The organism is Candidatus Delongbacteria bacterium, assembly GCA_020634015.1.
Classification (GTDB): Bacteria; CAIWAD01; CAIWAD01; order CAIWAD01; family CAIWAD01; genus JACKCN01.
This window is the reverse complement of sequence record JACKCN010000003.1, coordinates 369,942-395,752: the sequence shown is the minus strand read 5'-3', so window position 1 is coordinate 395,752 and position 25,811 is coordinate 369,942. Positions and strand designations below refer to the sequence as shown.

Below are 25,811 nucleotides of genomic sequence, written 5' to 3'. Positions count from 1 at the left end.
GGCATTTCCTGATTTGTGTGAGAAGGGCGGCAATTTAACCGCTGCAATGCGTTCGGCAAAAGCAAAAAATGCATGCCTGAAAAATCAGCGAGCCGCATGTCCAGAAAATTGGACGATGGCGAGCAGGACCTTCCAGCGCCAGCGGTTGACTGGATCGCTCGATGGGCGCGGATCGAATCGAGAGCCTGTTGCGCTCAGCCCTTCCAGATGCCCAGCGCCCTGATGGTGGCCACCCGGCGCTCGGCCAGCCCCAGCCGGGCGGGGCCGTTGACCTGACGGGTGATGCCCTCCAGATCGCCACGGTCCGAGAGGGCCGAGCAGCCCCGGGCATCCCAGAAGGCAAAGGCGATGCGAGCGGCCATTTCCGGCTCGCGCGCCCACTCCGGGTTCTCCTCCAGCTCCAGCCCCAGCAGCCGACCGATCTCGCGGAAGTTGGCGCGGCCGGTGAGCTGCTTGTATCCACTGCCGCGGTAGGCCCAGCCGTCGCCGCTGGCTTCGTCGCCATTGCCCAGCCGCCGGGCGTAGACCCGGTTGGCGATGGCCTGTGGACCCTGCCGAATCAGTTCCCTGGCATCCTCCGTGCTGCGCACGGCCCGGAAGATGGCGTCCAAGCGCTCCGGGTTGCGGTAGTTGAGGTTCTCCTCGAGCACGGTGAAGCCGGCGGTCTCGACGAAGATCTGGCCCATGAAGTGACACAGGCGGCGTGGGCGGTCGACCGAACAGGCCTGGCGAGCGGCTTCCAGAGCCTGGGCGTGAAGTTCCGGCTGGCGAATGCGCGGGGCGAAGCGCTTGAGGGTTTCCGCGGTGATCATCGACCGTCCTCCGGAAGATCGGGTCCGTCCGTGTGTGACAACGGCATCGCGCGCAAGGTGGGCGCTTCGGGTCACGATGGCTGGATGAGGTACTGTGCGTGACGGCAAGGTAGGTCCGTACGCGGGCCGGGAGGAAGGATTTTCGCACGCCTCGCGAAGAGAGCGCCGCGATGTGGACAATGCCTCATCGCGGCGCGCGGGTTCGTGAAGACGATCGAACTACTTCAGGCGGTAGGTCAGCCCACCCAGGATGGCCCAGTTCCACTCGGCATCGCCCATGCCATCGTCGATGAAGCGGTACTGCAGCTCGGGCGTGATCGAGAGCCGGTTCTCAAGGTAGAAGATGAAGGAGCTGTTGAAGGCGGCGGCGAAACTGTTCTCGGCATCCGTGGCGGTCAGGATGTCGTAGTTCAGGGTCAGGCCGTTGTACCAGTCGATCTGGTTGGAGATCTCGTAGTCCACGCGGAACACATTCTGCAGGCTGTACACCGGGTCCGAGGCGAAGACCGTCGCCAGCGAGGTGCGATTGGTCAGCTGCAGATCAAAGCCCACGGGACGGTGGTAGTCCAGGCGGGCCACCAGACGCGGGTCGCCGGAATCGCCGTTGTAATCGGACACGCGGGCACCCACGCCCACACGCGCGGCCCAGCCGTGCCAGCGCTGCGCCGTGGGCTCGTCCAGCACTTCCTGGATGCGCAGCACACCCAGCGCGCCCAGGTTCTCGCCGCCCAGCACACCGGCGGAAATCAGGATGCGCTCCATTTCCTCGTACCAGTACTTGCGGTACTCGATGGCGCCGTAGGTGCTGCGGAACTCGTCCTCGCGGTCGATGATCGCGGCCAGCTCGAGCAGGGCGCTGTCGGGCAGCGAACCGGTTGTGACACCGTACTTGACGAAGTCTTCGTTCATGCGCACGGCCACCTTGAGCACGGTGGCATTGATCGTGCGCCCGAGCCCCGCACCGGCCTCCAGATCCACGCGCGGGTCGTCGGCGGCATCCTCTCCGGCCAGCTTGCGAAAGTCGATGGCGGCCCCGCCGTAGACGAAGGTTCGCCCCTCGTCGCGCAGGTACTTGTCCATGGTCGTGTTCACGTTCACGTTCCAGGCGTCCTCGGCCTTCGCGCCATCGGCCGTGCCCTTGCTGGTGCTGTAGCTGGCCTCGCCCGTGATGTCGTAACTGAAAGGCAGCGAGCGCAGGGCCAGCCAGTAGGTGCCCGAACCACCCAGATTGTAGCCCACCTGCAGCGAATCCTGCGAGTTGCCGCTGGAATTGAAACTGCCGTTGAGATAGGCCTGCTGGGTCGTGCTGGTGGGAAAGCGGTAATCGGTCAGGGAAATCGACCGGCCCGACCCGGCCAGAGCCAGACTGGCCAACAGGGTCAGGCCCATGGTAGCGTGAGACTGCATGTGGAACCCCTTTCTACAGGAATCCGGATATCGCGCCTGGCGCCGGGCAATGGACTCATTCGATCGCGGCCAGTTGCGCCTTTGCCAGCGACCGCCTCCCGTCCGGGACGGAGCCGGCGCAAAACCGGCCGGAATGTCGCGAATTGGGTTCGAATGAAACGCTTCACGGTGCGCGGCAGGATGACGCAGTCTCAATGGGTCATTCAGCTTCCCGGCACAGCACTGATGCGTGAAGCTCTGGCATGTATCCGGATCAGAGGCCGTGGCTGTTGCGCAGGCGCGAGCCGAAGATCACGCCCATGGCGCCCAGCACCGGATTGAGCAGCGCCACCCAGACCGGTTGCTGGCCCTTGTTCATGGCCTCCAGCATGGGCACGTTCTCGGGGCGCACCACATCGGGGTCGGGGCCCATTCCCAGCATTGCAGGCAGAGCGACCAGCAGCCCCAGGATGATCACGATGCCCAGCAGCATCTGCGCGCCGCGCGCACTGTGACTCAGGTGGTCGGCGGTCCAGCCGCCGGCGAGGGCGGCCAGGAATCCGGCAGCCAGCAACAGGAAGATCCAGAGCGGACTGACCTGCCAGCTTTCGGGCTCGAAGGCGCCCTCCGCACCCACCACCTGCCAGGCCAGGCTCATCATTCCAAAAACCAGCGCGAAGATCACCCCATATCCGGCGAGGGCACTGAGAATGTTCTTCCTCATGACAACCTCCGGTGATTGGTTTGTTCCTGCGTGATCCAGGCATTGCACGGCAAGCCCGGAGATGGTTCAGTCGCAGTGACCGTCCAACAGGGCCAGCGACTCCTCGATGATGCCCAGACCCTCGTCCAGCTCGGACTGGTTGATGACCAGCGGCGGCACCACGAAGATGTAGTTCCAACGCACGAAGGTCGAGAGCCCCCGGCTGCGCAGCAGGGCGGCCGCCTCCGTCATGGGCTTGCTCATGGGCTGGTTCCAGGGCGACATCGCGGCGCGCGTGTCACGGTTCTTCACGATCTCGAGGCACCAGAAGAGCCCCGTGCCGCGATACTCGCCCAGACTGGGATGAGCGTCCTGCATGGCGGCGAAGCGCTGGCTCACATGCTCGCCCAGACGGGCCGCGTTCTGCACCAGCTGCTCGTCCCGGTAGATGGAAATGGCTTCCAGCGCGGCCGCACAGGCCATGGGGTGCGCGTTGTAGGTGAGCCCGCAATTGAGGAAGTGGTCGTCGAAGTGCTTGCCCACGGCCTCGCTGACCATCACCGCGCCCATGGGCAGATAACCGCCCGTGAGCCCCTTGGCCAGGCACATCATGTCCGGGGTGACACCGTGATGCTCGATCGCGAACATCTTTCCGGTGCGCCCGAAACCGCTCATCACCTCGTCGTCGATCAGCAGAATGCCGTAGCGATCGCAGATCTCGCGCATGCGCTGCCAGAAGGCCGGTCCCTGAGGCATGATGATGCCGCTGGTGCCGCTCCAGCCTTCCAGCAGCAGCGCGGCCACCGTGTCCGGACTCTCGATCAGGATCGTGTCCTCGATCAGGTCGGCCAGCACCATGTCTCCCTCTTCCGGGCTGCAGTGCCGGTACAGGGGACTGCGATAGGAGTACGGATCGGGAATGTGGATGAAGCCCGGCATCTCCGGCCCGTTCAGGTGCCGACGCGGATCGCCGCCCGCCGCCGCCGAGGCATAACTGCCCCCGTGGTACGCGCGGTTGCGCCCCAGAATCTTGCTGCGCCCCGTCACCAGCCGCGCCATCTTGATCGCGTTCTCGATGGCGTCGGCCCCGCCCAGCGTGAAGAAGGATTTCTTCAGCCCCGCCGGTGTGACATCCGCCAGAGCGTGTGCCAATTTGCCGCGCACCTCGGTCGCGATGCCCGGATAGGCGAAGCAGAGTTTGCCTGCCTGCTCCTGGATCGCGCGAACCATGCGCGGATGACTGTGCCCCAGATTGGCGTACATCAGCTGGGAGGAGAAATCCAGCCAGCGCTTGTCGTTGGCGTCCCAGAAATACACCCCTGCGAGCGGGTCATCGAGATCGGGTTCAGGCTGCCCTGCGCGGACCGGGGAAAACAGACTGTACTCCAGGTTTTCCCGCAGGATCTCGTCGTGGTGTGTCATGTCATGTGCTCCTCCGATGCGTCAACCTGATACGGACTCGGGGATCGGGCATGCTCGAGCCGGGGGTCGAGCGATTGGTCAATTCAGTTCCAAAGTCGTGCCATTCCGGGCCTCATCACGGATTTCATCGTTTGTCACTGTTAGTATCGGAGTTGGCTGTCATAGTCTGTCATAGCTTTCTGTCACAGCTTGTCATTGCTTTGCCTGGCCGACCAATCAAAGTCCCCAGGCCTGGAGTTGGACCATAGGCCCGATTCGGGTCAGTCAATGCGGCAGAAGCCAGCTCAAGGATCAACCCTTTGTCAAGCAGAAGCTTCAGATCGCGCTGCAATGAGCGGCGGCTCACTGACAGGGGAAAAGCGGCTCGAGCTCACCCAAAGATGCCCGTCCGGCTTGGTGTATCGCCGCAAGAACTGCCGCCTGGCGCGCACCGGGACCCTGAGCGTGTGCCTGTACATCGGCTCGTATGACCGATGCACCGCGGTTCTTGACCTCTTCCAGCTGCTGCATCAGTCCATGGACGAAGTAGTCCAACCAGCCCGTCAAATCCATCGAGTGCTCGCGCACCCCTTGTAAAGCTGTGTAGAATGCACTGCGGTCGCGGTCGTAGAACTCACTCAAGGTGAACAACCTTTTGAAGTCGTACCCCGAACGATACAGACACAAAGTCGAAAGAAGGCGTGATGACCTGCCGTTGCCATCGACGAAGGGGTGGATGTGCACCAACTGGAACTGAGCAATGCCAGCAATCAGAACGGGATGGATGTCAGTGTCTGCACGCAGCCAATCGACCAGCTCGCGCATCAAGAGCGGCACCTGTTCAGGTGTCGGGGGCGTATAGATAACTTCGCGAGTACGGCTGTTGGCTACAAAATTCTGGATCTTCCGGTATTGCCCCGGCTGAGCAGATCCGCCGCGCACTCCCTTGACCAGCCGTTTGTGGATCTCGCGGATCAAGGCCTCGGTGATTGGTTCGCCGCTGCTGAGATACGCAGCGACAAGATTGAAGGCATCGCGGTAGTTGAGCAACTCGCGCACATCATCGCGATTCGCTCCTGCCACGGCTTCGCCTGCCCATAACCGAGCAGCTTCGTCCAGTGTGAGTTCAGTGCCCTCAATGTGAGTTGTATGATGTGCCTCCAGCAGCAACGCCCGCTCGCTCATGCGTTCAATCCATTGCTCCGGGATGTCGCAGCCTCCAGAAACCACGTGCTCGCTCAATTGAAGTCAGTGCGGCCGTAATCGAATGTGTGATACGGAAACGTGGGGAGAAAGAGACATGACTACAACGCCCCAGAAAAGCGGAGCGAATACTGGGCACCCCGGAATACTTGAAAACCCCATTCACTGCCAATCCCGGAAGGATGCGCTGATGCAAACAGGTCCTGGGTGAATCACCATGCAAAGTCACCTCTTCAATTGCAACGGTGTCACGCACCGGTTCGAAGTTGTGATAAGGGATAGTGAACTGGCTCACGCCGCTCTCCACTTCGGATGTCCAATACTTGTTTGCAACTGCATTGCAATCGTGGCACTACCTTTTCCTCATTCTGCGAAAAGGTATCGATCTCCTGGGCATGATCTCTAGTGCAACACCGGCTGTAGACATAATCAGGCTGTCTCATCATCCAGAACTCAATTCTCATGGCACAAAGATCCGCAGTAGTTGTTGGCTACCAAGTGAAGACCTTCACAGCGAAGGCAAATCATTTACCGGACCAACAACCCCTTGACAACCTCAGATCCTCCTCCAGCACGTAGTACCTGCATGAAGTAGCAACCGGAAGAGACTGCCAACCCTTCGGCGTTAAGGCCGTTCCATCCAGCGTGATGTGTGCCCCCTGTCAGGTGCCCAATAGGCGATTCAATTACAACACGACCGGACACATCAAACACCCGCAGAAAAAAGTATCCCGCGACGACTGTTTGAAATTCTATGACGGTTGATGGATTGAAAGGATTCGGCGAAGTAGAGCTGATATGTAAATCTTTCGGCAAAGATCGGATCACAATGGGTTCTCGAATCGCCGTAGAGAGCTGCTTCAAAGCCAAGCTGTGGTTTGATCCTGCCGCCAATGCAATGAAACCAGTATTCGGCTCTGGTACGTTGCACTGCCCATAGTCATTGGAACCCCAAGCGACAATCCAGCCATCATTTTTAAGTCCCAAGCTATGGGTACTTCCCGCCGCCAAGGCGATAAAGCCCACATTTACAGCAGGCAGATCGCATTGTCCAAACTCATTTGACCCCCAAGCCACAATCGATCCGATTGCCTTCAGTCCCAAGCTGTGATTCAAGCCAGTTGACACTGCAATGAAGTCGGTGTTTGGCTCCAGGCACAGGCCCTATGTCACCCACGATACAATCGAACTGTCAGCCTTCAGCCCTAGACTGTGCGAACCACTCGCAGCAATCGCAATGAAGTCTGAATTGGGTAAAGGGACATTGCATTGACCAGCATCATTGGATCCCCAAGCCATAACTGACCCATCCGCCTTGAGGCCCAGGCTGTGTGATGTGCCCGCCGCGAGTGAGGATGTAATCCGTGTTGGGCATTGTGACATTACATTGGCCAAGGGCGTTGTACCCCCAAGCAGCAATCGATCCATCGGACTTCAGACCCAGGCTATGGCCGGACCCTACTGCAATCGCTGTGAAACCTGAATTGGGGAAGGGACTTCACATTGCCCATTGGAGTTATTCCCCCATGCGGAGATGACGCCTTCGATGGTCAGGCCCATGTTGTGGTTGGAACCCGATACCAGAGCAATAAAATCTGAGTCCGGCGATGGGAGATACCCACTGTTGCCCCATCTAATATTCGATCCATCACCCTTGAAGCCAATACTGCTTCGATATCCGGCTGCCAATGCGATGAAACCCGTGTTTGGCTCGGGGACATTGCATTGCCCTTCGAAGTTCCTGCCCCAAGCGATGATTGTCCCGTCTGCCTTGAGCCCCAGACTGTGCCACTCACCTGCATCCACCGCGATGAAATCGGCATTAGGCATAGGGACATTGCATTGACCCCTGGAGTTTTCACCCCAAGCAACGATCGAGCCATCGGATTTCAATCCCAGGCCGTGATAACTTCCGCTCGCGACTGCAATGAAGTCCGAATTCAGCATAGGGATGTCGCACTGGCCATAATCATTCAAGCCCCATGCGACAATTGAGCCACCTGCCTTGAGACCCAAACTGTGACCAAAACCTGTTTCCACCGCAACAAAACCCGTGTTGGGTGCGGGAATGTTGCACTGTCCGTATCCATTGGATCCCCACCCGGCTATCGTACCATTTGCCTTGAGGCCCAAACTGTGGTTCTTGTCCGCTGCCACTGCGCTGAAGCCCGTGTTCGGCTCAGGAACATTGCATTGACCGCTGTCATTAACTCCCCAAGCCACAATTGACCCGTCTGACTTCAAGCCGGACTGTGATATCCGCCAACTGCGAAATCAATGTAATCCACATCAGACTGGGGGACGGTGCATTGGTTATAATTATTGAAGCCCCAACCCAAAGTGGAGCCATCTGCACAAAGTGCCAAGCTGTGGTATTCACCTCCAGCTGAAGCAATTATGTCTGTCGTCGCTTCAGGCTCAACTTCGATGTATCGCCCCCAACCGAGGATAGAACCGGCTTCTTGCGCAAACAACACTTTCACAAAAACTGCATGGCTGAATAGCAGCAATAGAGTCGTCCAAAGTTTCGTCTTCATATCACGATTCCCAATGAGAGTTTGCCATCTGCAAGGAAGATGCATGTCGATAGCCTAATGAAAATCCTCTCCAGCCTGAGCCTAACAATCGAATGAAACCCGATCCTCCTGTAGACCCTACAGATACTCCCCCGCCCCCCGTGCCAGATAGCGGCCCGCGCCGCGCTCGACCTTCAGGTCCCCGTTGTCGAACTGCACGCGCCCATTGGCGATGACGTAGACCGGGCCGCCCTTGGTCTCGAAGCCTTCGAAGATGCTGCGGTCCACGCGGTGGTGGTGGGTCCTGGCGGAAATGGTGCTCTGCAGGGTGGGGTCCCAGAGCACGATGTCGGCGTCGGAGCCCACGGCCAGGGCGCCCTTGCGCGGGTACATGCCGAAGAGCTTGGCGGGGCGGGTGCTGTTCAGGTCCACGAACTGGTTCAGGTCGATCTGTCCGCCGCCGACGCCGTGGGTGTACATCAGGGCCAGGCGGTGCTGGATGCCCGCGGCCCCGTTGGGGATCATGCGGAAGTCGTCACGGCCCTTGTCCTTCTGGCCGCACTGGTTGAAGGGGCAGTGGTCGGTGGCCACGGTCTGGATCACGCCGGCCTTCAGGCCCGCCCAGAGGGCTTCCTGGTGCCCCAGCGGGCGGATCGGCGGGCTCATCACGTAGGCCGCGCCTTCGAAGTCGGGTGTGTCGTAGACGCGGTCGTCCAGGATCAGGTACTGGGGGCAGGTCTCGCCGAAGACGGTCTGGCCGCGAAGGCGGGCCTCGCTGATGGCGTTCAGGGCCTCGCGGCAGGTCACGTGCACGATGTAGAGCGGGGTGCCCGTCATGCGCGCCAGCATGATCGCGCGGCTGGTGGCTTCGCCTTCCAGGGGCGAGGGCCGGGAGAGTGCGTGATACTTGGGTGCGGTCAGACCCTGGTTGAACAGTTTCTCCTGCAGGGCCAATACCATGTCGCCATGCTCGCAGTGGGCGGTGACCAGGGCGCCCAGACCCTTGGCGGTCTGCATCACCTGGATCAGCTCGGTGTCGTCCACACCGATGGCGCCCTTGTAGGCCATGAAGGTCTTGAAGGACGTGATGCCCTCGTGCTGCACGCAGTGCGCCATCTCGGCGGCGGTCTTCGGTCCGAACCAGGTCACGGCCATGTGGAAGGCGTAGTCGGCCACGCTCTTGGCGGATTTCTCGCGCCACTGGGCCAGCCCATCCAGCAGGTCCTGGTTGCGGTCGGGGATCACGAAGTCGATGATCGTGGTGGTGCCGCCCGCCACACCCGCGGCGGTGCCGGTCTCGAAGTCGTCGGCGGAGACACCGCCCATGAAGGGCAGTTCCATGTGCACGTGCGCGTCGATGCCGCCGGGAAAGACCAGCAGGTCACCGGCATCGATCACACGGGTGGACGCATCCAGTGTGCTCAGGCCGGTGCCGATGGCCTTGATCGTGCCGTCCTGCACCAGAATGTCGCCGCGCACCGTGTCCAGCGCGCTCACCAGCTGTCCGTTGCGAATCAGAATGGAAGCCATCGTCACTCTCCTTTCAGATGTCCAGCAGGCCGGTATAGGTCTCCGGGCGCCGGTCGCGGAAGAACTGCCAGGTCTTGCGCACCTCGTCGATCATGCCCAGGTCGAGTGTGGAAATCAGCAGTTCGTCCTTGTCCTCCGAGGCGCAGTCAATGATCTGGCCGCGCGGGTCCACATGATAGCTGGAGCCGTAGAAGCGGCCGATGTTCCAGGGGGCCTCGGTTCCCACCCGGTTGATGCAGCCCATGAAATAGCCGTTGGCCACGGCGTGCGCGGGCTGCTCCAGCTTCCAGAGATACTGGGAGAGACCGGCCACGGTGGCCGAAGGATTGTAGACGATTTCCGCCCCGCCCAGGCCCAGCAGGCGCGCGCCTTCGGGAAAGTGGCGGTCGTAGCAGATGTAGACGCCGATTTTCGCGTAACGCGTCTGGAAGACCGGATAGGCCGGATCCCCGGGCTTGAAGAAGTACTTCTCCCAGAAGCCGCTGGTGTGCGGGATGTGCTTCTTGCGGTACTTGCCCAGATACTGGCCATCGGCGTCGATGACCGCGGCGGTATTGTAGAAGACGCCGGCCTGGACACGCTCGTAGACGGGCACGATCATCACCATCGCGTACTTCTTCGCGTAGCTGGCCAACAGCTCCACCGTGGGACCGGGCACCGGCTCAGCGGCGTCGTACCAGCGGGCGTCCTGCGAGGGACAGAAGTAGGGGCCGTTGAAGATTTCCTGCAGACAGAGAATCTGCACGCCCTTCTTGCCCGCCTCGTCAATGAATGACAGATGGTGCTCGAGGGCCGCCTGCTGGATTTCCTTGATCGGCCGGCTCTCGTCATTGATCGGATTGTGACACTGGATCAGGCCACTGATCACGTTTCGGGCCATGATGTATTCCTTTCCTCAGTCCTAGGACATCCAGTTGCGGTGTTCCTGTTCGATCCATTTCACGGTCATTTTCTTGTCCTGGGTCCAGAACCGGACCCCCGCCTCACCGGTGAGGTCGCCCGCACCGAAACGGGATTCGTTCCAGCCGCCGAAGGCGAAGGGTTCGCGCGGGACGGGCACGCCCACATTGACCCCGCACATGCCCGCACTGGCGTGTTTCATCACGTAATCCGCGGGCGCTCCGCTGCGGGTGAAGACCGAGCAGGCGTTGCCGTAGGGGCTGGAATTCTCGATGCGCAGGGCCTCCTCGAGAGTGTCCACATGCAGGATCGAGAGCACGGGGCCGAAGATTTCCTCGCAGGCGGCGGGCGCTCCCTCCTTCAGACCATCAATCAGGGTCGGCCCGCACCACCAGCCGTTCGCGAAGGTCGAATCGGCGGGCTTGCGGCCCCGGCCATCCACCAGCAGGCGTGCTCCATCCTTCTCGGCCTGGGTGATGTACCCCTCGATGCGCTCCAGGCTCCTGGCATTGATGATCGCGCCCAACTGGCTGCCCAGCGGAACGCCCTGGGCGTAACGGGTCATCTCCGCGATCAGCGCGTCACAATCGCCCACGGCCAGCATCACGCTGGCGGCCATGCAGCGCTGTCCCGCACAGCCGATGGCCGATTCCACGATCTGCTGGGGTGCGGAGTTCGGGTCGGCATCGGGCAGCAGGATCAGATGGTTCTTGGCCCCGCCCAGCGCCAGCACGCGTTTGCCGCTGGCCGCCGCCCGGGCGTAGACATGACGGGCCACGCGTGTGCTGCCCACGAAGCTCAGCGCCCGGATGCCGGGATGATCGCAGAGCGCGTTCACCACCTGCTCGCCGCCGTGGACCACGTTCAGCACACCCGCGGGCAACCCGGCCTCCCTGAAGAGCTCGGCCAGTCGCATGGCCGACAGCGGCACCTGCTCGCTGGGCTTGAGAATCATCGTGTTGCCCACGGTGAGCGCCACCGGCAGGGTCCACATGGGCACCATCACGGGAAAGTTGAAGGGTGAGATGCTGGCCACCACGCCCAGCGGGGCGTGTTCGGTGCGGCAGGTGATCCAGCGGCTGACTTCCAGCTGCTGGCCGGCGATGGTGTTGGGCAGGGCGCAGGCGAACTCGGTGAGTTCGATCGCCTTCAGCACGTCGGCGCGGGCCTCGCTCCAGGACTTGCCGTTCTCGGCGCAGATCTGGTTGGCCAACTCGTCCAGCGAACGCTCGAGCAGTCCCTTGAGGCGGAACATCACCTGGACGCGCTCCTTGATCGGAGTCGTGCTCCAGCCGGGAAAGGCGGCAGAAGCCGCCGCCACCGCCTGGGCCACGTCCTCGCTGCCCCCCAGTGGGACCTCGGCGATGGTCTGCCCCGTATACGGCGAGGTGACCGGCAGAGTGGTGCGGGAAGTCGACGGCTGGATCCGGTCGTCGATCCAGTTGCCCAGCCGTCCGTGATCGCTCTTGATGGTCAGTTGCATGATGGAATCCTGTCCATGAAGGTCCGGGACTGGCCTGGGACTCAGGCGCGCCCGGCATCGGTGATGGTGTGGCGCGAGAACAGCCAGTGCAGCAGTCCGCCGCTGAAGCCGCCCACGAACCAGCCAAAGTTGTAGATCCAGAGCGCGTGTCCGCTGAGCTTGGCCACCAGCGTGACGGCCACCGGAATGGCGAAGGCCAGCAGCGCGCGCCAGTTGAAACGGCCATAGAGCGGGCTGTCCGCCGTGTAGAGCTGGATCAGGTCCAGGCGCTGGCGGCGAATCAGGAAGTAGTCCACCACCATGATGCCCGCGATGGGTCCCAGCAGGCTCGAGTAGCCCAGCAGCCAGTTGCTGTAGAGGCTGTCCAGTCCCACCTCGGACACCACCCAGCCCAGTTTGCGCAACAGCTCCCAGGCCATCAGCAGGAAGCCGATCACACCCGTGATCAGCACTCCCCGGCGAAAGTTGATCCGGCGGGGAAAGAGGTTCTGCAGGTCGTTGGTGGGCGAAACGATGTTGGCCGCAGTGTTGGTGGACACGGTGGCCAGAATGATCACCAGCAGGGCCAGGCTGCCCAGCACGGGGCTGTGGATCGCGCCGATCAGGCTGATCGGATCACTGAGGCTCTGCCCCACCAGTGCGGGCGAGGCCGCGGTGAGCACCACACCCAGCGACGCGAAGAGCAGCATGGTCAATGGCAGGCCGATGATCTGGCCGATGATCTGGTCCCGCTGGCTCACGGCGTAGCGGCTGAAGTCGGGAATGTTGAGCGACAGGGTGGCCCAGAAACCGACCATGGCCGTGAGACCGCCGAAGAACCAGGGCCAGAGACTGTCCCCTGCGGGGCGCGAGGGCGCGGCGGTCATCAGCGCTGGCCAGTCCACCTTGGGACCGGCCCAGAACAGCAGGCCCACGCCCACCAGCACCAGCAGCGGTGCGGCCAGAGTTTCCAGCAGCTTGAGCGAATCAAACCCTCGCAACACGATGCCGATGTTGAGCAGCCAGAAGAGCACAAAGCCAATCACCTCACCCGTGCCCCCCAACGAAGCCCAGCCCGGCAGCACCTGCGCGAACAGCAGGTGAATGGCCAGACCGCCGAAAAGGGTCTGGATGCCGAACCAGCCGCAGGCGATCAGGGCGCGGATCACGGCCGGAATGTTGGAGCCCTGGATGCCGAAAGACGAGCGCAGCAGCACGGGAAAGGGAATGCCGTAGGTCGTGCCGGGAAACGCGTTGAGAACCAGTGGCACCAGCACCAGGATGTTGGCCAGCAGGATCACGATCAGCGCTTCGGGTACCGAGAGACCGAAGTAGGAGGTGAGCACGCCGCCCAGAGTGTAGGTCGGCACGCAGATCGCCATGCCCACCCAGAGAGCCGCGATGTGCCAGCGGGTCCACGTACGCTCGGCGAAGCGGGTGGGCGCGATGTCATCGTTGTAGACGGCGCTCGCCTTCAGTTCCTCGCTGGCCTCCAGTTCCTGGTAGCCGTCGCGCTCGTTGATCACCGACTGCGCCATCAGGCCTCCTTCCCCGGAGGACAACTGCCCTCGCCGCCCGCCTCACGCACGCGCTCCAGCGGGGGATTGGTGGCCAGATACTGGGGCCAGGTCATGGGTTCCGGGGCGTGGCGCGCTTCCACCATGGTGATGCAGTCTTCCACAGGGCAGACCAGCTGACAGAGGTTGCAGCCCACGCACTCGGGTTCGATCACGCGGAAGCGGTTGCCCTGCTCGCCATGGAGAATCTCGATGGCCTGATGGGCGGCGTCCTCGCAGGCGATGTGACACTTGCCGCACCCGATGCAGGTCTGCTCGTTGATCTCGGCGTGGATGTGGAAGTTCAGATCCAGCTTCTCCCAGCTGGTGAGTTTCTCGAGGCTCAGCCCGCAGAAGTCCTCGATGCGGGTGTAGCCCTTCTCGTCCATCCAGTTGGACAGTCCGTCGCAGAGGTCGCGAATGATGCTGAATCCGTGAGTCATCACGGCCGTGCAGACCTGCAGTGTGCTGGCGCCCAGCAGGACGAACTCGGCCGCGTCGCGCCAGTTGCCGATGCCGCCGATGCCGCTCAGGGGCACGCCCGCGGTGCGCGAGTCCTGCCCAAGACTGGCCAGCATCTTGAGCGCGATCGGCTTGACCGCCGGGCCACAATAACCGCCGTAGGTGGACATGCCACCCACATTGGGGCTGGGCACCAGAGTCTCCAGATCGATACTCATCACGCTCTGGATGGTGTTGATCAGCGAGAGCCCGTGACACCCCGCCTTGACCACCGCCGCGGCCGTGGGCACCACCGAATGCACGTTGGGAGTCAGCTTGACGATCACGGGCACGCGGGCCACTTCCATCACCCAGCTCACGATCATCGCGGCGATCTCCGGGTCCTGGCCCACGGCGCTGCCCATGCCGCGCTCGTTCATGCCGTGGGGACAGCCGAAGTTCAGTTCCAGCCCGTGGCAGCCCGTGTCCTGGGTGCGTTTCACCAGCTCGTGCCAGTCCTCGCGTGTGGTGTTGGCCATCAGGCTCACCACCAGCGCGCGGTCGGGCCACTCGCGCAGCACCTCGCGGATTTCGCGCAGGTTCACCGACAGGGGACGGTCGGAGATCAGCTCGATGTTGTTCAGCCCGGAGACGATCTGGCCATTGTATGCGTTGGCGGCATAGCGCGAGGACACATTGCGCACCTGGTCGCCCAGGGTTTTCCAGACCACGCCGCCCCAGCCCGCCTCGAAGGCGCGTACCACATTCAGCTTCTTGTCCGTGGGCGGCGCCGAGGCCAGCCAGAAGGGATTCGGGGAGCGGATGCCCAGGAATTCGCTCTCAAGCTTCGCCACGGGCGGCCTCCCTTCCCAGATATTCCAGAATGCCGACCGCGGCCAGTTTGCCCGCCTGGACCGCGTCCACCACCTCCTTGCCGCCGTTCACACAGTCGCCCCCGGCGAACAGGCCGGGCATGGATGTCTTTCCATTGGCGCCCACCTGAAGTCGTCCCTTTTCGTGATGCAGTCCGAACTGGTCCAGCAGGCGCTGATAGGGACGCTGACCGATGGCGCGAATCACCATGTCGGCTTCGAGGGTGACTGTCTCACCGGTGGGCACGGGTCGGGCGCGGCCTCCGGCGGGGTCCTGTTCCAGCCTCATGCGCTGGCAGATCAGGGCGCTGACCTGGCCTTCGGTGGCGATGATCTCCTGCGGGGCCGCCAGCCATTCGATGCGGCAGCCGTCGCTGAGGGCCAGTTCCAGTTCCGCATCGCTGCAGGGCTTTTCCTCGCTCGTGCGGCGGTAGACCAGAGTCACGACCTCGGCACCCAGACGCTTTGCCTGGGTGGCCGCGTCGATGGCGGTCATGCCCATGCCCACCACCACGACCTTCTCGCCCACGGGCACGCTGTCCAGCGGTGTGCGCCGGATGCGATTGATGAAGGCCAGGGCATCCACCACGCCTTCCGCGTCTTCACCGGGAATGCCCAGCGGCTCGGTGATACCGACTCCAAAGGCCAGAAACACGGCGTCATGGTCTTCTCGCAGGGTCTGCAGCTCGAGGTTGCGCCCCAGCTCATGGCCGAAGGCCAGCTGGATGTTGGGGTGCGCGCAGAGGAAATCCATTTCCTGACGGCAGAATTCTTCGGTGACCTTGTAGGCGGCCACTCCGTCCACCATCAGCCCACCTGCCACCTCTTCGCGCTCGAAGAGTGTGACACGCACGCCTTCGCGGGCCAGCTTGACCGCGCAGGACAGACCCGCCGGTCCGGCACCCACGATGGCCACCCTCAGCTCGCCCGCGGGTTTGCTGGTGAACAGCGGCCAGTGCTCCACCAGCGCGGCGTCGGTGGCGACGCGCTGCAATCTGCCGATGGCGATCGGGCGCTGCTCGTGCGCATTGAGCACACAGGCGCCCTCGCAGAGGATCTCGACGGGGCAGACCCGGGCACAGCTTCCGCCAAGGGGATTGGCCTCGAGGATCGTGTGCGCGGCGCCGCGCAGGTTGCCGCTGGCGATCTGCTTGATGAACAGCGGTACGTCGATGTGGGTGGGACAGGCCTTGGTGCAGGGTGCGTCAAAGCAGTAGAGGCAGCGATTGCTTTCGGCCCGTTGCTCGCCCCGGCTGAGCGCGGGTTTCAGCTCGGCGAAGCGGCGGGTGTACTGGCCCGGAGCCAGTCGATTGGCACGCAGGGACATGAGCGATCCAAAGTTGGCTGTGCGGCCGGCAGGTCGCCCCGGGTTCGCCCGAAGTGGGCAGGGGGCTTGAAGCCGCGATGGTGTCCGATTGAAGCCGTGAATATACGGCCCGGGCGGGGGCGGACCTACCATTCAGGCGGGCCAATGGAATTCGTGGATCGAGCTCGCCCGGTTCGGCCGGAGGCCGAGGTGCCATCGGCGAACCCAGAGCTGAAAGGTCACTTCAGCAGGATCATCTTTCGAACCGTGGAACCGTACTCGGAACGCAGTTCATAGAAGTAGATGCCACTGGCCAGTCCCCGGCCGTCCAGCACCAGTTGGTGATGGCCCGCCTCCTGCAATCCGGGTGTCCAGGACTGCACAAGACGGCCGCCCAGATCGTACATCCGCAGTGTGACGTGCTGGGACACGTGCAGGGTGTAAGGAATCGTGGTGTCGGGATTGAAGGGATTGGGCTGGTTCTGGTGCAGGCTGAACGCGGTGGGGAGATCCCACTGCCAGGTGCTCCGGGTGGGTTCAAAATCATAGACCAGCAACCCGGCGGAGCCGGTGCCGACAATGAGTCGATCGTTGCCGAGTGTCATTCCAAGGTGAATCTGGGAAATGGGCTCGATCGCGGTCGCACGGGGACTGAATGGCGTACTCACATCGAACATGACCAGGTCACCGTCCCTGTTCGTCAGACACAGTCGATTGCCCTTCAACAGCATGCCAAGGTAACCGGAGACGTTCTGGATGGTGCTCAGCTTCTGGATTCGGTCCGGCTGGCTCACATCCAGCAGAATCGCCTTCTCTGCGGTATTCATGGCACATACGAGATCGCCCGAAAATGCCACGTTCCAGATGGAACCGAATTCGCGACTGGCCCGGACCAGGCTCGGGTTCGTGGGGTCAGCCAGATCGATCAGGCGCAATCCCATCGTCCCATCGGCGACACAGACCCTGTTCCCTTGCACCTCAACATCCCGAGCATAGCCCGGTGTGTCAAGAAATCCCGATTCCCGCAGGCTGCCGTCTTCTTCCAGAGTGACGATGCGCAGACCAGCCTCTCCAGCCACCACGCAGAGCAGCCCATCTTTGAAAGCCAGATCCAGGGCAGGCTGCACAAAACCCAGCTGGCCGGTTTCCACCGGGACCTCAGGAACACTCAGATCGATGCGGTGCAGAATTCCTTCGTCATCAATGACACACGCGCAACTGTCGCGCATGGCCAGCCTTCTGATTCCGTGCTCGATCAGGATGGAACCGATCTGTCGAATCTCCGCAGGATCCGACACATCGTACACACACATGCTTCCATGATTTTCCAGGCCGTATCCCTTGGCACAGGCAATGTCACCGTTTGTCGCCACGAGGCTGGCGTGATCGCCGGATGGGCAGATTGACAGTTCCTGAAGGTCCGCCGGATTCCGTGCGTCGATCACGCGCATACCGCTGGAGTAATTGCTCATGCAGACCAGGCTGTCTTCGACCGCCAGACCCCATGAGTAACCTGGAACACCAAACTCACAAATCGTCGTTGGGTGTGCTGGATCACTGATGTCCACGGCCCTCAAAGTGGCGGCGGTGGAAAGAACGTATACCACGTTTCCGCTGATTGTGATATCCGGACTCATTGTGCCGAGTTCGCATGATCCGATCAATACAGGTGCATCCGGGTCCCGGATATCCAGAATCAGCAACTCTCCGAAAAACGACCCCACGGCGGCAAGCGTTCCATTCAGCGCAATCCCGCTGATTCTCCCGGTGATGCTCACAAAGCCGCGCTCGAAGGGATGTGCAGGATCCTGCAGGTCCACCAGACTCAGTCCGCCAGGACCCTGCACTAGCGCCAGCTGGTCCATCATGGCGACTGCCTGTGCGCCGGCGCCATTCGTCAGGCGCCCAAGCAGGCGGGGATCCGTCGGGTCATGGACATCGACCACGCACAACCCTGAGTTGTAACTTGCCACACACGCCACGTCGGCACGGACCGCGACATCGATGATCAGACCATCCAGATCCAGATGGCCGATTTCCTCTGGACGCGCAGGATCGTGCAGATCGATCACACGCAATCCGGCTCGGTAGTCAGCGACAAAGGCCAGACTGTCCTGCACGGTGATGGAATACACGAGACCCGGGGTCTGCACCGAACCCAACCGACGAGGTTGAGCTGGGTCCGAAAGATCCTGGACGAGCACATGACATCCTGCGCTCATCACCGCCAGATCGCCCAGCATGGCCACGGCAAGGCAAGGACCCTCGCTGCTGCCCAGCAGGACAGCAGTCTCCTTGTCTTGGCCATGGGCAGCAGAACAGCCCAGCAGGGCCAGGCAGAAGCCAAGGCAGAGAGTCTTCACTGTGTCTTCCCGGGTGATGGAGTTCTTGGCCGCCCAAGGTCGGGACACGAATCCACTGATGCATGATCCTGCGCAAGCAATCGGCCGTCCGATCGAATGCCCTGGCGTCTGGGTGGCTCCGGGGCAGGCAGGATGCCCGGCGTGGCGCAAAAGGATCTGGCCCCCGGTGCGGTGCTCCGGGGGCCAGACCAGTCAGCAGATGCTGAATTCCGTGCCTATTTCACCAACAGCATGCTGCGGGTCAGACGGCTGCCTTCGTACTCGAGGGTGTAGAAATAGATGCCCGAGGCCAGGCCGCTGCCGTCGAAGCGGATGCGGTGTTCGCCCGCGCCCAGCCCACCGTCGAGCAGCGTGGTGACCGGGCGCCCCATGATGTCGTGCACGGTCAGACTGACCCGCCCTGAGCCGGGCAGATTGAAGCGGATGATGGTGTCCGGATTGAAGGGATTGGGCGCGTTGTGCTCCAGACTGAGCCCGGTGGGTACGGCAGGTCCGGGCTCCACCTTCGTGTTTTCCAGCACTTCGCCCGTGACCAGATCCATCACCACGAACAGGAAATCCTGTGTTTCCCCCAGATCGACGAAGTACTGTGCCGTCCAGAGCAGGCGGGTCGGGTCTTCGGGCCACAAATAGGATTGGGCCCCCGCCTGGAAGGATTGCTCGCATTCGGGATACAGTTGCAGGAAGTCGTCCCCCCCGTTGTCCAGAGCGATCTGCTGCATCGTGGCGGAATCCAGGAAAGTCTGAGGCAGGGCGGGCAGGTCCCGCAGGCTGCCTTCAACAGGCATGATCTCGGCCTGCACACCGGCAAAGCTCAGGTACACGACAAGCGCATCGGTCATGGTGGGCGCACTGAACATGCAGATCCAGCTGCCGGCTGCGCCATCCTCATCGAGGCCACCCCAGGTCTGCAGAACCTTCGCCTGTGCAGAGGCATCCCACTCCAGTGCCAGTGGGGTGGCGTCCGCCAGGGCTTCCTGGGCGGTGCGCATCGTCGCGAACAGATCCAGCGCGAAGTCGATGCCGGTCAGATTGCCGTCCACCAGGATGCTGTCCTGCTGGCCGTCTTCATCGGGGTCATAGATTCCGATCACGTCCACACCCTGATCGGGATTGATCTGACCATCGCCATCCAGATCGAGGGCGGCAACGGGGTAACACACGCCCGGGCGCACGAAGGGAATCTCATAGGCCCCGAACGGCCCTCCGATCGTCCCACAGAGGAACTGGGGCTCGTCGGCGAAGATCGGCTGGTCGGTCAGCAGGACCATGGCATTGGCAACCACGCCGGAAAAGGTCACTGTGCCGCCAACGGAAAACTGGCCAAGGCTCGCCTGGGTGCTCAGGAAAATGAATTCCGGGTTCGCCAGCGAGCTGGCGTCATCGCCGAAGGCCTGGCCCAGGACAAGGCAGAAATCCGTTTCTGGTGCCAGCTGCAGTGACAGATTCAGCTCGGTGAAGTCGCCGTTGACGCTGAAGTCCGTCAGGCTCATCCAATACTCGGGTTCGATGAGCATGAATTGCACGGGCAGGACCGCATCCTCACCAGCAAAGCTGTTGGCGAACTCCCTGCTGGTGTCGAGCGGAGTATCGAATGAGAGCACGAGTGTGATTGCCCCTCCAAGTCCGGCCGTGCCGGTGGCGGGACTGGAAGACACAAGGTGAATCGCGCGGGATGGAGTTCCGATGGCCAGCACCAGAAGCAGAGAAGCGAGCAATGATTTCATGGGTTACTCCTGTGGTTGGCTTCGCGAGGGACACTGATTCGCGGTCCGCAGCTTGCCACAGCAGAGTATCGGCAGTCTTTGATGTGAAAAGTGTGAGCAAAGTCAATCACGACAGAGATTTCGAGAGAAGAGCCTTCCTGTGGCGCAGGAAGGCTCTTTCGATTGAATGACGCGTGCGGTCAGTCCGCGATGACCCGCCGCACGCTGTCGATCAGGGTGCCGTCGCGGTACTCGATGACCGCCACCACCTCCTCGCCCAGCCTGGCTTCGGTCTGGTGCCCGCCCGTCAGTTCCATGGCCTTGCGGTGCAGGTCCTCGATGGTCACCAGCGGCAGGTCGCTGCCCTTGAGGCGGTCCAGCAGATCCTGACGGCGCGGATTGACCGCGATGCCGTGATCGGTCACCAGCACGTCAATGGTCTCGCCGGGGGCGGTCACGGTGGTGACACGCGGCATCACGATCGAATGGATCTTGCGCACCAGCGGCGCCGTGATGATGGTCACCTGGGCGTCGGCCGCATCGGTGAAACCGCCGATGCCGTGCAGCAGCCAGCCATCGCTGTGCGTGTTGACATTCACATTGAAATCGAAGTCGATCTCGGTAGCGCCCAGCACGCCCACCTTGACCCGCGGCGCGAAGCAGCCCTTGCTGTGCCAGTTGTATGACACGAAGGGATTGGTGTCCACATGGTTGGGATTCTCGCGCAGGCTGCGCACGCCCTCAAGGTCGAAGCTCTGCCCGTCGAGGATGTACTTCACCAGCCCTTCCTTGAGCAGCTGCACCAGCAGGCCCGTGCTGCCGCCACGAGCGAAGTCGGCCACCACGCCCTTCTCGCGCATGTAGTTGCCCATGTACTCCACGAACTTCAGCGACATGCCACCCGCGCCCGCCTGGAAACTGAATTCGGGCTCGTCGATCAGGCCCGCATCGCGCACGAAGCGCGCCGCCAGCTCGGCGATCATCACCCGGTCGGGCTCCTCGGCCACCCGGGTGGTGCCGCTGACGATCTGTGAGGCATCGCCCAGCCGGTCCACGGTGACCACGCGGTCCACGTTGCCGCCTTCGATCATCCAGGGCAGGCAGGGAAAGGGCACCAGATTGTCGGTGACCACCGTGACCCACTTCGCATACAGGCTGTCGGCCAGTGCAAAGCCCAGCGGACCGCAGGCACTGGGGCCGCGGTCACCCGTGGCATTGCCGTGAGGGTCGGCGGTGGGTGCACTGATGAAGGCGGCATCGATCGTCAGGTCGCCATCCTGGATCGCCCGGAAGCGGCCACCATGGCTGCGCAGGATGGCCGTCTTGCCGAATCCGCCCGTGGAGCACAGCTTGCCCACCGGTCCGTTCATCGAGCCTTCGATGTGCGAGACCACCCCGTTGCGGATGTGGTCGCAGAGGGGCTCATGGCAGGGAAACAGCGCCGAGGGCGCCACCACAATGTCGCGCAGTCCCTTGCGCGCGACGATCTCCAGCACCTGGTTCAGAAGCAGATCGCCATTGCGCAAGTGGTGATGAAAGCTGATCACGCTGCCGTTGCGCAGCTGGGCCGCTTCCACCGCCTCTTCCAGCGACTTCAGTCTCTTGTCGCGGTAGTCCGCGCCACTGCGGATCGGAGCGCCCGCCTTGTGGCCCGTGGGGGGCGTCTTGCCCACTCCGAGGAACGGGCGCACGGCCCGGCCATTGACCTGCTCGGGCACCCAGCGCCCAAGCGAATTCTGTATCAGTTTCATCGGTCCTCCACGATTCGTCGCGTTGATTCCGGGAACGGGCGCGAAGGTGCCAAAGAGACGGGGCATCGCCAAAGTCCCCACTACAGGAAGCGCTGACGTGCACTATGGGTGGCTCCGCGGCTGGCTTCCTGCCAGCGGACTCGGGTGGCTCCGCGGCTGGCGTCCTGCCAGCGGATTCGGGTGGCTCCGTGGGTGGCGTCCTGCCAGCCACTTCAGGTGGCTCCGCGGGTGGCTTCCTGCCAGCGGACTCGGGTGGCTCCGCGGCTGGCTTCCTGCCAGCGGACTCGGGTGGCGCCGCGGGTGGCTTCCTGCCAGCGGACTCGGGTGGCTCCGCGGGTGGCGTCCTGCCAGCGGACTTGGGTGGCTCCGTGGGTGGCGTCCTGCCAGCGGACTCGGGTGGCGCCGCGGGTGGAGACCTGCCAGCGGACTCCGGGTGGCGCCGCGGCTGGCGTCCTGCCAGCGGACTTGGGTGGCTCCGTGGGTGGCGTCCTGCCAGCGGACTTGGGTGGCACCGTTGGTGGCTTCCTGCCAGCGGAATCGGGTGGCGCCGCGGGTGGCTTCCTGCCAGCGGACTCCGGGTGGCTCCGCGGGTGGCCTCCTGCCAGCAGACTTGGGTGGGTGGGTGGCTTCCTGCCAGCGGAGCTCCGCGGGGGCTGCCAGCCACCTCGGGTCGCGGGTGGCTTCCTGCCAGCGGACTCGGGTGGCTCCGCGGCTGGCGTCCTGCCAGCGGACTCGGGTGGCTCCGCGGCTGGCTTCCTGCCAGCGGACGCGGGTGGCTCCGCAGGTGGCGTCCTGCCAGCGGATCCTCGGGTGGCTCCGCGGGTGGCGTCCTGCCAGCGGACTCGGGTGGCTCCGCGGGTGGCTTCCCACGAAAAGGGCGAGCCGCATCCGCGGCCCGCCCTGGTTCAAACAAGAATGTCTGGCTGGATCAATTGTTGAAGGGGTCGTCCGCATGACTGAAGACCCAGTCCAGTCCATAGCCCTCGCCACGGTTGGCATGGCTGTGGCAGGAAGAGCAGCTGGTCTCGCTGCCTCCTTGAACCAGTACCGTGCCGTCGCCCTCGAACATGACGTACTCCCAGCCCCCACCCTCGGGGTTGAAATCGCCGGAACGCTTGATCATCCCTGCGCGGGCGGGCAGAACGCTCCCATCCACCCAGACTTCCTTGACGAACATCGTGCCCGTGGGCCAGGCCTCGTCGCCGGGGACCGGTTCCGGATTCGCGTCCAGCTGCTTCTTGTAGACCCGACGGGTCGCGTCCGCCCCGCCGTGCGCGGTGTTGAGGAAATCATGATCGCCGGTGGCCTCGCCCACCACGGACCAGTCGCCGTAGAGCAGCAGGTCATTGATTCCGAAACTGGAGCGGCCGGGATGCTGGAACACGAAATCGAATCCGTCATAGGTGGTGGCGGCCGCATGGCAGCCATTGCACATGCCATTCAGCATGTCCATTCCGCCGCGTGCGGTGATCTGGGTGCCGTCGTTGGACAGCACCAGCCACTCCCAGTCCCCGGCGCCCGGGTTGAAACCCGCGCCCCGCTTGGCCATCGCCAGCACGCCCATCTGCTCGGGCCATTCCCAGTTGCCGCTTTCATCGAAGGTGAACGTCTCCTTCACCAGAACCGTGCCTACCGGATACTGGTTGCTCACCGGATCCAGCGGCCGATTGGCGAACACGCGCCGGCTGAAGAGGGCGTCGCCCCCCATGTGCGCCGTGCCCAGGCCATTGCTGGCGTCGATGGTGTAGTCCACCTGCTGCCAGTCCCGGTAGTCGCTCAGGTGGGCAGGCTGGGCCACATATCCTCCGCCTGAATTGAAGGCATCTCCAGGATGGTGGAACACGAAGTCCAGACCATAGCCTTCTTCCGGATTGGCATGGCTGTGGCAGCCATTGCACATGCCGTCCAGCATGTCGGCACCACCGCGAGCCGCGATGCTGTGATCCGCGGGATCCAGCATGAACCATTCCCAATCACCGGCAGCCGGGTTGAAACCGGCGCCACGCTTGACCATGCCGGTGATTTCCATGATCGAGCCATCCAGCTCGACACTCTTCACCAGAGTGGTGCCTACAGGATATTCTCCCTGATCCGGGTTGGCCATTTCCTGCTTCTTGTATACACGTCTCAGAGCATTGCCCGAGGAAGACTGGTGGGCGCTCTGAAGGAAATCATGGTCCTCCACGGTCTCCGCAATCCGGGTCCAGTTCTCGAAACCGCTGAAGCGAGCGGCATCGGCCACGACCTGTGCGGGATGATGAAACACAAAATCAAGTCCACCGTACCCGGGCGCGGCGCCATGGCAGCCGTTGCAGGCGCCAGCCATCATCTCGGCACCACCGCGGGCGAGAACGGTGCCATCGGTGCCGAGCTCGAACCATTCCCAGCCCGCGGCAGCCGGGTTGAAATCTCCACCACGCTTGACCATGGCCAGCAGGGCACCGCCCGCGGGCAACACGCGGTTGCCTGCGGCATCGTAGCTGAAGGTCTCCTTGACGATGATCGACCCCTCGTCGTAACGCTCGCCACTGGACGACAGCGCGGTCGGGTTCATGAAGATGCGCCGGGCATAATCTTCCAGCTCGCCCTGGTGTGCGTTGCCCAGACCGGGCGTGCCGTCGATGGTGTAATCCACTTCCTGCCAGGACAGGTAAGCCTGGAAAGCGCTCTCGCCAACCACCACACCATTGTCCATTGCATCACCGTCGTCCGAATCGCAGCCGGTCAGCAGCAGGGCGCTCGCGACCAGCCCCAGCAGGCAGCTGCACATGATCCTGTGTGTCATCCATCTCTCCCGTGTTGTCAGAATGTGAGGCCACTTCCTTCAGCGCCGGGCGTACACATCCCCGCCAGCGTGAACGCGGGAATCGCATGGCGTGTGTGGCGCTGTGTGCGGTGGATCGGTTCGATTCCCGATCCTCGAGACTGAAGATGGATCAGTCTCGCACCACAAGCCTCACGAAAGAATCACAAGTGGAGCAGGAGGAAGAGATTTTCAGGGAGGCGCCCGGACAGGCAGACACAGCGCTGGTCCACGGGTCTGGGCATGGGCGGGACGGGGTCGTTCCCGAAGTTCAGACTGGCGGTTCCGGGATCGGGGCGTGCATCAATTGTTGCCGGCACCCTCATCGATCCACTGGCCGATGGTCGCGATCTGCGAACTGGAAAGGGGCGGTCCGGAGGGTGGCATGATGCCTCCCATGCCATTGATCTTCTGGTACAGGAGGCTGCCCACCGCGTCGCCGGGCACCACCACGGCCCCGCTGTTGCCACCGGCCATCGTGCTGGCCCACGAGGACAAGGTCAGCCCATTGGTCCCGCCGTGGCAGCTCACACAGTTCTGCTGGAAGATGGGCAACACGGAACTGGCGAAGGAGGTGGATTCCGGTTGCAGGCAGAAGGCGAAAGACAGCGCACCCGCATCCTCGGCCGTGCCATGGCAGGAGTTGCAGGACCCCCCGCCCAGATTCGTGCCCTGCTGGAGGATGGCATTGCGCGTGAGCGCCAGTTCGAACCATTCCCAGTCATCGCTTTCCGGACTGCTGCCCGGAGCCAGCTTCCTCATGGCCACGATGCCCAGCGCTTCGGGCCAGATCACGGTGTACCCTTCCTGGCGCGAGGTCTCCATGACCACCACACTGCCTTCCAGCACGTGGTTTCCGCTGCGGCGCACGTTGCCGAAGTTCACCCGCGTGAAACGCGGATCATCGCCTTCGTGTGCCGATCCCAGCACCTCGGGAGCGATGTGATCGGTGCTGAGAATGGGCCAGTCCTGGTATCCCTGGAAATCCCCAAGAGGATTGTCGTTGCTCTCGCCAATGTCATCACAAGCGCCCAGAAAAAGTCCCAGCAACAGGAATCGGGGCAGACCGTGAGTCAGGAATCGAGTCTTCATGCGTGCTT

At 62.7% G+C, this 25,811-nt stretch carries 20 protein-coding genes and 1 pseudogene; all 21 read right to left on the bottom strand.

Annotated elements, in window-relative coordinates; all coding sequences use genetic code 11:
- Positions 1 to 194 precede the first annotated feature (194 nt).
- The gene (locus H6678_08360) at positions 195 to 812 is read right to left on the bottom strand and encodes a glycoside hydrolase family 19 protein (GenBank protein MCB9473807.1); all 618 of its coding nucleotides are present in this window, start codon (positions 810 to 812) and stop codon (positions 195 to 197) included.
- A 219-nt stretch (positions 813 to 1,031) separates the two neighbouring features.
- Positions 1,032 to 2,219, bottom strand: coding sequence for a hypothetical protein (locus H6678_08355; GenBank protein ID MCB9473806.1), 1,188 nt, complete (start codon positions 2,217 to 2,219; stop codon positions 1,032 to 1,034).
- A 253-nt stretch (positions 2,220 to 2,472) separates the two neighbouring features.
- A complete protein-coding gene (locus tag H6678_08350) occupies positions 2,473 to 2,922 on the bottom strand; it encodes a hypothetical protein (protein MCB9473805.1) in 450 nt (149 codons plus the stop codon).
- 66 nt (positions 2,923 to 2,988) lie between these two features.
- Positions 2,989 to 4,323: an aminotransferase class III-fold pyridoxal phosphate-dependent enzyme gene (locus tag H6678_08345; GenBank protein ID MCB9473804.1), complete on the bottom strand. Its 1,335-nt coding sequence runs from the start codon at positions 4,321 to 4,323 to the stop codon at positions 2,989 to 2,991.
- 169 nt (positions 4,324 to 4,492) lie between these two features.
- Positions 4,493 to 5,620: pseudogene (locus tag H6678_08340) on the bottom strand (Fic family protein).
- A 413-nt stretch (positions 5,621 to 6,033) separates the two neighbouring features.
- Positions 6,034 to 6,609, bottom strand: a complete 576-nt coding sequence (locus H6678_08335) for a hypothetical protein (protein ID MCB9473803.1) — start codon at positions 6,607 to 6,609, stop codon at positions 6,034 to 6,036.
- Between the two features lie 175 nt (positions 6,610 to 6,784).
- On the bottom strand, positions 6,785 to 6,973 hold the full coding sequence (locus H6678_08330; protein MCB9473802.1) for a hypothetical protein: 189 nt from the start codon (positions 6,971 to 6,973) through the stop codon (positions 6,785 to 6,787).
- On the bottom strand, positions 6,964 to 7,749 hold the full coding sequence (locus H6678_08325) for a chromosome condensation regulator (protein ID MCB9473801.1): 786 nt from the start codon (positions 7,747 to 7,749) through the stop codon (positions 6,964 to 6,966). The genes H6678_08330 and H6678_08325 overlap by 10 nt, the downstream gene beginning before the upstream one ends.
- The gene (locus tag H6678_08320) at positions 7,746 to 8,042 is read right to left on the bottom strand and encodes a hypothetical protein (GenBank protein MCB9473800.1); all 297 of its coding nucleotides are present in this window, start codon (positions 8,040 to 8,042) and stop codon (positions 7,746 to 7,748) included. Before H6678_08320 ends, H6678_08325 begins: the two co-directional genes overlap by 4 nt.
- A 117-nt stretch (positions 8,043 to 8,159) precedes the next feature.
- Positions 8,160 to 9,551 (bottom strand): dihydropyrimidinase, encoded by a 1,392-nt coding sequence (gene hydA / locus H6678_08315; GenBank protein MCB9473799.1) that lies wholly within the window; start codon positions 9,549 to 9,551, stop codon positions 8,160 to 8,162.
- Between the two features lie 13 nt (positions 9,552 to 9,564).
- Positions 9,565 to 10,431 carry an acyltransferase gene (locus H6678_08310; GenBank protein ID MCB9473798.1) on the bottom strand — a complete coding sequence of 289 codons (867 nt, stop codon included), beginning with the start codon at positions 10,429 to 10,431 and terminating at the stop codon, positions 9,565 to 9,567.
- 21 nt (positions 10,432 to 10,452) lie between these two features.
- Positions 10,453 to 11,934: a CoA-acylating methylmalonate-semialdehyde dehydrogenase gene (locus tag H6678_08305; GenBank protein MCB9473797.1), complete on the bottom strand. Its 1,482-nt coding sequence runs from the start codon at positions 11,932 to 11,934 to the stop codon at positions 10,453 to 10,455.
- A 41-nt stretch (positions 11,935 to 11,975) separates the two neighbouring features.
- Entirely contained in the window at positions 11,976 to 13,451 is a 1,476-nt protein-coding gene (locus tag H6678_08300) for an NCS1 family nucleobase:cation symporter-1 (protein MCB9473796.1), read from the bottom strand.
- On the bottom strand, positions 13,451 to 14,764 hold the full coding sequence (gene preA, locus H6678_08295; GenBank protein MCB9473795.1) for an NAD-dependent dihydropyrimidine dehydrogenase subunit PreA: 1,314 nt from the start codon (positions 14,762 to 14,764) through the stop codon (positions 13,451 to 13,453). Before preA ends, H6678_08300 begins: the two co-directional genes overlap by 1 nt.
- Positions 14,751 to 16,109 (bottom strand): NAD(P)-dependent oxidoreductase, encoded by a 1,359-nt coding sequence (locus H6678_08290; GenBank protein MCB9473794.1) that lies wholly within the window; start codon positions 16,107 to 16,109, stop codon positions 14,751 to 14,753. Before H6678_08290 ends, preA begins: the two co-directional genes overlap by 14 nt.
- Positions 16,110 to 16,327: 218 nt before the next feature.
- Positions 16,328 to 18,451 carry a T9SS type A sorting domain-containing protein gene (locus tag H6678_08285; GenBank protein MCB9473793.1) on the bottom strand — a complete coding sequence of 708 codons (2,124 nt, stop codon included), beginning with the start codon at positions 18,449 to 18,451 and terminating at the stop codon, positions 16,328 to 16,330.
- Positions 18,452 to 18,666: 215 nt separating this feature from the next.
- Positions 18,667 to 20,178: a T9SS type A sorting domain-containing protein gene (locus tag H6678_08280; protein MCB9473792.1), complete on the bottom strand. Its 1,512-nt coding sequence runs from the start codon at positions 20,176 to 20,178 to the stop codon at positions 18,667 to 18,669.
- A 179-nt stretch (positions 20,179 to 20,357) separates the two neighbouring features.
- A complete protein-coding gene (locus H6678_08275) occupies positions 20,358 to 21,908 on the bottom strand; it encodes a citrate lyase subunit alpha (protein MCB9473791.1) in 1,551 nt (516 codons plus the stop codon).
- A 212-nt stretch (positions 21,909 to 22,120) separates the two neighbouring features.
- The gene (locus tag H6678_08270) at positions 22,121 to 22,420 is read right to left on the bottom strand and encodes a hypothetical protein (GenBank protein ID MCB9473790.1); all 300 of its coding nucleotides are present in this window, start codon (positions 22,418 to 22,420) and stop codon (positions 22,121 to 22,123) included.
- 416 nt (positions 22,421 to 22,836) lie between these two features.
- The gene (locus H6678_08265; GenBank protein ID MCB9473789.1) at positions 22,837 to 24,693 is read right to left on the bottom strand and encodes a cytochrome P460 family protein; all 1,857 of its coding nucleotides are present in this window, start codon (positions 24,691 to 24,693) and stop codon (positions 22,837 to 22,839) included.
- Between the two features lie 321 nt (positions 24,694 to 25,014).
- Positions 25,015 to 25,803 (bottom strand): c-type cytochrome, encoded by a 789-nt coding sequence (locus H6678_08260; GenBank protein ID MCB9473788.1) that lies wholly within the window; start codon positions 25,801 to 25,803, stop codon positions 25,015 to 25,017.
- Positions 25,804 to 25,811: the final 8 nt, after the last annotated feature.